Source organism: Pseudomonas borbori (assembly GCF_900115555.1).
Taxonomy (GTDB): domain Bacteria; phylum Pseudomonadota; class Gammaproteobacteria; order Pseudomonadales; family Pseudomonadaceae; genus Aquipseudomonas; species Aquipseudomonas borbori.
Window position 1 is genome coordinate 21,070 of the sequence record NZ_FOWX01000043.1, and the last position, 6,270, is coordinate 27,339.

General features: G+C 61.9%; 6 protein-coding genes and 1 pseudogene. 2 read left to right on the plus strand and 5 right to left on the minus strand.

What is annotated here, in order from left to right; genetic code table 11:
- Positions 1-146: 146 nt before the first annotated feature.
- Positions 147-1,754: an FAD-binding protein gene (locus tag BM315_RS21815; RefSeq protein WP_090505510.1), complete on the minus strand. Its 1,608-nt coding sequence runs from the start codon at positions 1,752-1,754 to the stop codon at positions 147-149.
- Between the two features lie 137 nt (positions 1,755-1,891).
- Here BM315_RS21815 and BM315_RS21820 point away from each other — a divergent pair, with 137 nt between their 5' ends.
- Together BM315_RS21820 and BM315_RS21825 are read left to right on the plus strand one after the other, a co-directional pair.
- Complete coding sequence (locus BM315_RS21820) at positions 1,892-2,926, plus strand: AraC family transcriptional regulator (RefSeq protein ID WP_244527353.1); 1,035 nt, start codon at positions 1,892-1,894, stop codon at positions 2,924-2,926.
- A 303-nt stretch (positions 2,927-3,229) separates the two neighbouring features.
- Complete coding sequence (locus BM315_RS21825) at positions 3,230-3,511, plus strand: pyocin activator PrtN family protein (protein WP_090505511.1); 282 nt, start codon at positions 3,230-3,232, stop codon at positions 3,509-3,511.
- On the opposite strand, the gene BM315_RS21830 is transcribed toward BM315_RS21825, so the two are convergent.
- From BM315_RS21830 to BM315_RS21845, 4 genes and pseudogenes are all read right to left on the minus strand, one after another.
- Positions 3,508-4,620, minus strand: a complete 1,113-nt coding sequence (locus BM315_RS21830) for a site-specific integrase (protein WP_090505513.1) — start codon at positions 4,618-4,620, stop codon at positions 3,508-3,510. The two genes, BM315_RS21825 and BM315_RS21830, sit on opposite strands and share 4 nt — an antisense overlap.
- A 404-nt stretch (positions 4,621-5,024) precedes the next feature.
- Complete coding sequence (locus tag BM315_RS21835) at positions 5,025-5,291, minus strand: helix-turn-helix domain-containing protein (RefSeq protein WP_090505516.1); 267 nt, start codon at positions 5,289-5,291, stop codon at positions 5,025-5,027.
- A pseudogene (locus BM315_RS21840) lies at positions 5,291-5,938 on the minus strand (HipA domain-containing protein); the annotation flags it as partial. The pseudogene BM315_RS21840 and the gene BM315_RS21835, both read right to left, overlap by 1 nt.
- 126 nt (positions 5,939-6,064) lie before the next feature.
- Positions 6,065-6,270, minus strand: a 206-nt coding sequence (locus BM315_RS21845; protein ID WP_170862285.1) for an ATP-binding protein, incomplete at its 5' end; no start/stop codon positions are given.

A 6,270-nucleotide genomic window follows, 5' to 3' on the forward strand; every position in this document is an offset into this window, starting at 1 on the left:
GCTCAGAGCGTAGCGCCTGCAGCTACGCGGTCGGGATGGGAGGGGCCGATATCTGCTACTTGAGCGACGCTGGCGAAAGTCATGGCCAGTGGCAGTCATACGCGCTGGCGGGATAGGTATATCTGCTCATGCTGGGCTCCCGGCGTTCAACCGCCATGGTGGATGTTGCGGGCTGCTGCCCGGGCGGTAAGGATGCAGCCGGGCAGAAAGGTGCCTTCCAGCGAACGCTTGCCGCTGGCGCCACCGCCACCGAAACCGGCGGCCTCACCAACGCTGTAGAGCCCGCTGATGGGCTGGCCGGCGGCGTCGAGCACGCGGCTGTGCAGGTCGGTCCGCAAGCCGCCGAGACTCTTGCGTGTGATCAGCCGCATATGGATGGCGATGTACGGGCCGGCACCGGGCATCTGTAGTGGAGCCGGCTTGCAGGTACGCAGGCGGTCCGGCGCCCACTGCCGGGCGTGCAGGATGCGGCGGATCTGGTCGTCGTTGTGCAGCCGGGAACCGCCGGCAAAGTTGGCGTCGAAGGCATCGGCGGTGGCCTGTAACGCGGCATGCTCGATGTCCAGCGAGCAGGTCAGCGCGTTCATCTTCGCCGCCAGGCCGGCCAACGTGTCGTCCACCAGAAAGTGCGTGCTTTCGCGCTGCATCTGCCGGATCAGGCGATGGTTGCCAAGCAGGGTTTCCTTGAGGAAGGCCGGGAGCTGCTTGTCGCGGATACGCTGGTTGTGCTCGGCGCCGGAGATGGCGAATTCCTTGACCGCGATGCGCCAGTTGAGCAGGTGCCAGGTCCAGGGTTTTTCCTGCTCGGCCACGCGCTGGCACAGCCAGTGGGTGTCGAAGCCGGTGACCAGCGGCTCGGGGCCGATGCGTCGGCCGCGGTGGTCGAGCCACAGCGCCGACTTGCAGGGAATGGTCGACAGGCCATGGCCCTCGAAATGCGGATAGGGATGGGGGAAGCCGGCCGCGTAGTTCCACATCTCGCCGGCATGGGTGATCTGCCCGCCCAGTTCATCCGCCACAAGGTGATGCAGCTTGCCGTCGGCGAAGGGATGCGCGCCATTGAGCATGGTCGCGGGGATCGGCCGGTGTTTCGGCCAGTTGGCACGCACCTGCGCATGGCTGCCATTGATGCCGCCCATGGCCAGCACCACCACCGGCGCTTGCAGGCGCACCTCGACGCCGCTCGCTTCGCAGACGGCCATGGCGCCGTTGAGCTGCCCCGCCTGATGATCCAGCGCGCTGATGCGGTGGCGGTGCAGCAGCGTCAGCCGGCCACCCGTGCCGGCGGCGCGCAGAGCGGCGATCAAGCGGCGCGTCAAATCGCGCGAAGTGCCCCAGACGACGTGGTAGCGCGGCAGGCTGTTGCCCTCGCCCTGCATGCCACGCTCGACCCAGTTCACCGCTGGCATGAACTTAATGCCCTCGCCCAGCAGCCAGTCATAGACCTCGGTGCGCGAGTGCTCGACGTAGTACCGCGCCCACTGCTGCGGGTACTGGTCATCCGGCGCCAGTTCCCCGAAACGCAGCCAGTCGCGCAGGGCCACTTCCGGGGTGTCCGGAATCTTCATCCGGGCCTGCAGCGGCGTACCCACCAGGGCCATGCCGCCAAAGGCCCACAAGGCCAGCCCGCCAAATCGCTCGGGGCTGTCGCGGTCGACCAGGGTCACGTGCTTGCCCGCGCGCAGGGCTTGGAGCGCGGTGACGATGCCGGCCAGCCCGCCGCCCGCAACCAGTACATCGGATTGCACTGTCATCGTTGTCACCATGGGTTTCCTTGTATACGCGCTGCGCCACGGTGCGCAGTCATTGTCGAATGCAACGATAGCCGCATATCATCCGCACACACTTGACTTCACAGGCCAGCAAATTGACCTCACAGGCCAGCGTCTCCATGAGCTGGGTCAACACCGTCCTTGTCGCCGCACAGCGTCTGGGGGTGGCGCGCGATGCGCTGCTCGCTGCAGCCGGGATAGCCGCCACGGAACTGCAGGACGAGCGCTGGCCCATCGACCACATCACTCGGCTGTGGCGGGCGGCCGCGCAGTTGACTGGCGACCCGGGTTTCGGCCTCAAGGCCGGCGCACTGGTCGGGCCGGCCAGCTTCAATGTGGTCAGCTACCTGCTGCAGTCGGCACCGACACTGCGCGCGTCGATCGCGGTGGTGCAAAAGTACCAGCGCTTGATCAGCGATGGCGGACGTTTGCAGATGATCGCGGGCGCGCAGTCGAGCTGGCTGGTGTATCACCCGCGCCAAGGGAAGCTGCCTTTCAGCCCGCAGCAGATCGAGGCGGTGCTGGCGGCCATGGTGACTTTTATCCAGTGGGTGTCGGGCAGCGTCCAGCAACCGCTGAAAGTACAGTTCAGCCAGTCGCCGATCAGCCCGCCGGGTGGCTACCACGCGGTGTTCCAGTGCCCGGTCGAGTTCGATCAGGGGTTCAGCGGCATGCTGCTGAGCAACGCACTGCTCGACGCGCCCCTGCCGCAGGCCGACGCGCAACTGGCGCAGGTGCACCAGCAGTATGCCGCGACGCGGCTGGCGGCGCTGTCCCCGCCCGAGACCCTGGTGCAGGACCTGCGACGCTGGATCGACAGCCAACTGCACGGCCAGGTGCCCGGCAGAGATCGTGCCGCCCAGGCACTGGGGCTGAGTCCGCGCACCCTGGCGCGGCGCATGCAGGCGCAGCAACTGGACTTCTCCAGCCTGGTCGATCAGGCGCGCCGTGACGCAGCCCTGCATGCCGTGGCCAATACGCAGCGGGCGCTGTCCGAGATCGGCCAGAGCCTGAGCTTTGCCGAACCCAGCACCTTCTGGCGCGCGTTCAAGCGCTGGACCGGACAAACCCCGGCGCAGTGGCGACGGCAAAGCGCGGCTGACGGGGCACACCGTCCTGACTTGGCACCGCAGCGCCGTGCTTCACTTTGCTGACGCAAGTTGGGTTGCGCTGCGCACTACCAGAGATCGAACAACAGGAGGCCGGCAACCGCATCGGGTGAGCCTGCAGTGCCAGGACAGAAGGACGCGGCAAGATGGCAGGACGTTCTTTCAACGTTTCTCCGTCCCGCGATGTGGGTGGCACGTCGCTGTGCCGAAGGGTGGATAATGCCGGCTTTGTTGGCACCCCCCCCTGTTTCAGGCGGCAAAGTACATGCCCCCGGTTTTCGGGGGTAAACCAGGGCACCTAATGGATAAGAATGGTATCAAAACGCCTCCTCCGCAGGAGGGATCAGCATGAACACAGCCTTCCTGCTGATGGCCCAGTACAACGGCCTAGCCATCATCCCGCTCGAGCGCATCTGCGCGGACTATTTCAGCCACCTGACGCCGCAGAAAATGAAGCTCAAGATCGCTGCCGGCCAGATTGATCTGACGCTTGTGCCGATAGCGAGCAGCCAGAAGTCAGCGCGAGGCGTTCATCTGTCCGACCTAGCTGCTTATCTGGACGTGCAGCACAGCAAAGCCAAGGCTGAGCACGAGAAATTGATGGGGCGAAACGTACGTCGAGCGCCCTAACGAGACATGCTCCCAGCCAGAGGGCCAGTTATCGCCCTCTCCAACCACGGCCACTCCTTGTAAGGGTCGCCATTACCCCGCAGGTGCGTATAGCGCCGCATCGAGTTCCAATCCCGATGACCCGACACACTAGCCGCTTTCGGAATATCCCAGCCCATTTCAAACAGTCGGCTCACGCCGTCGTGGCGTAGGTCATGAAAATGCAGATCGTCAATTTCCAGAAATTTACAGGCGCGTGTAAACGATGCAGATACCGATTTGGCGTTATAGGGGAATACCTCGCCGGCAACCCGGGGCATTGACTGCAGAACGCGCCATGCCTCATCCGGCACCAGACACCAGACGTCATTGCCGTGCTTCTGACCTGGATTCTTCATGTCTGTGATCAGTACCCGCTGACCGGGCTCATCGATGGCGTCCCAGCGAATGCGCGTAATTTCCTCCTGACGCCGTGTCGAGAACAGGGCAAAGACCGTTACCCGAACCATATCGATCTGCTGCTTACGACGGTCGCGCATTTCGGAGAAGTAGGTCAGCAGCTTGTCCAGCTCAGCTAGCGTTGGCCGGCGCGTCCTTTCCTTGCTTTTGCTCACGGCTCCCATCTTGCGTAGCACACGGCGGGCGTCAGGCATTGCCATCGGGTCGATGTCGTAACCCCATGCCGGCCTTGCTACAGAGAACACGGTGCCCAAGTGGGCCAGATCATTGCCGAGCGTCTGAGCCTGAATGCCGTCCTCCTGCATTCGGCGATTGCCGTATTCGACCAGCTCTTGGCTGGTGATTTGCGAATCTTCAAGCTCACCAAGCCATGTCTGGCTGATAGCCCTTAGCGTGGCACGCTTGGTCTTGCCCAACGGCCTGATTTTTTCGTACTCATCCAGGTAGCGCTCGATCATTTCCTTGACCGTCACACCCTCGCGATTTGCCTTGGCAATGGCGCCAGGCTCGGCCAGCTCTGTCTCTCGCCGCTTGATCCAGGCCTGCGCCGTGGCCTTGCGATCGAATGTCTGGCTTTCCTGATAGACTGTCGCGCCCTGTTGCATGATCCGGATTTGCGCGGTGTACCGTGCTGACCCGTCCTTGCGCTTGCGGATAGTGATAGAGCCCATAATTTTGCTACACGACTGATGCGATTTGCTACATTGCAGCAACGCGCCATCAGAAACAAGCAAAAACGAGTAAAAACGGTAGCAAATGAACCGAGCAGAAAACCCTAAAAATCAAGCCGAAACGCCCGCCGCATCAGGGTTTGAGCCAAGTAGGAGATTTTCTGTCGCGCCGATGATGGATTGGACGGATCAAATTCTCTAAGGACTGAAAATTCTGGGCTATAGGCCCATCCGCTGCGGACTCGTACCACTTGTGTACCACCGAGTCGGGATCCCTCCTCCTTTGACCGCTATTGGCTCCAGCGAAGTATCTTTCTGTGGCATCCCCTGGCCTGTCCCATAGCGCACTAGCTAGTTCTGACCTGCAAGCATTCTCGGAAAATATATGACTGCAAATCCGGCAGTCAGCGCGAAACCCTTGGCACGATACCAACCTGCATACCGAATGGATTGAACACGCTATTCAACGTCTGAACCGTGGGATTACTTTCGTCATGCTCCAACTGCCGCAGGGCGCGCAGCGACAGCTTACACATCTGGGCGAACCTGGCCTGCTGCAACCCAGTCACGTCCTTGCGTAACCGCCGAACTGCCGCCCCGATCGTAATTTCCCCAGAAGCCAGCTGCTCCTGTAACTCGCTGAGAATCCGATTGCGCTCGAGGATGTCCATTAGATGAGCCCCCATTTATTGAGCCGCTGGGGGAGATCCCGCAGCGCTACGCGAGGGTGGTTCATTGTCGCAGCGGGCAATCCATCTGCACTCAGCAAGTCAGGCAAGGCCAGGAAAGTTTGAGCCGCAGCCCTGAGCCGCTGGAATAGCTCATCAGGGTTGGCCCACTGCGCAGCCTCATCGCAGGCAACCCTCCAGGCGACCTCACCCGCCACCTCAATGTGCTTTGGCCATTTTGTTGTGCGCGTTACGCCTTCATCATCCATGACCATGGGGGCGAGATCATAGATCGGGGCCAGCCTCACGCCCTGCTCACTCCTAATGATGGAGGTGTTTCGGCCATGATTGTCTGAATTACCAAGAATCTGATTCAGCAGATCACGCTCCATGTACTCGAATACCAAATCACCAACCTGCTCAGTCTGCCCAACGCTTTGCCATAACGCGACCAGGTTTCGTAGCACCTCCGAATGCGACATATAGCTGCCAGCCTCAGCAACACCAGACAGTGAGTACATCGACTCAACGGCAACTCGACCCACGCCTGCAGCGCTGACTTTGCGATCAAAGCGATGCATCCACAGGCTGGGCTTATTGCCCTCTTCCAAAGCCAGCCCTTCTGCGGCAACTGTATCGAGGCCCAACTGCGGATTCCACGCCATCCGGCCACCCAGTCCACGCTTATCCGGCCGGGCATTCCACGCACATCCGGCCATCTGTTCCACGGCCATCCGGCCGGGCAGTCGGAGCGCAGCGACGCAGGTTTTGCATTGTTAGTCTGAGGCGCCCGGCGCCGTCAATTTCTTCGTCCGCTTGCGCATCGATTCGCCCTTGAGGTTGATTCGATAAGCGTTGTGCACCAGACGGTCGAGGATGGCGTCGGCCAGGGTCGGGTCGCCGATCAGTTCGTGCCAGTTGTCCACCGGCATCTGGCTGGTCACCAGGGTCGAGCGCTGGCCGTAGCGGTCGTCCAGTAGCT

What these genes read in the sequence shown, in the direction of transcription:
- BM315_RS21815 (WP_090505510.1), bottom strand. Translation starts at nt 1,754, where the DNA reads ATGACAGTGCAATCCGATGTACTGGTTGCGGGCGGCGGGCTGGCCGGC.
- BM315_RS21820 (WP_244527353.1), top strand. Translation starts at nt 1,892, where the DNA reads ATGAGCTGGGTCAACACCGTCCTTGTCGCCGCACAGCGTCTGGGGGTG.
- BM315_RS21825 (WP_090505511.1), top strand. Translation starts at nt 3,230, where the DNA reads ATGAACACAGCCTTCCTGCTGATGGCCCAGTACAACGGCCTAGCCATC.
- BM315_RS21830 (WP_090505513.1), bottom strand. Translation starts at nt 4,620, where the DNA reads ATGGGCTCTATCACTATCCGCAAGCGCAAGGACGGGTCAGCACGGTAC.
- BM315_RS21835 (WP_090505516.1), bottom strand. Translation starts at nt 5,291, where the DNA reads ATGGACATCCTCGAGCGCAATCGGATTCTCAGCGAGTTACAGGAGCAG.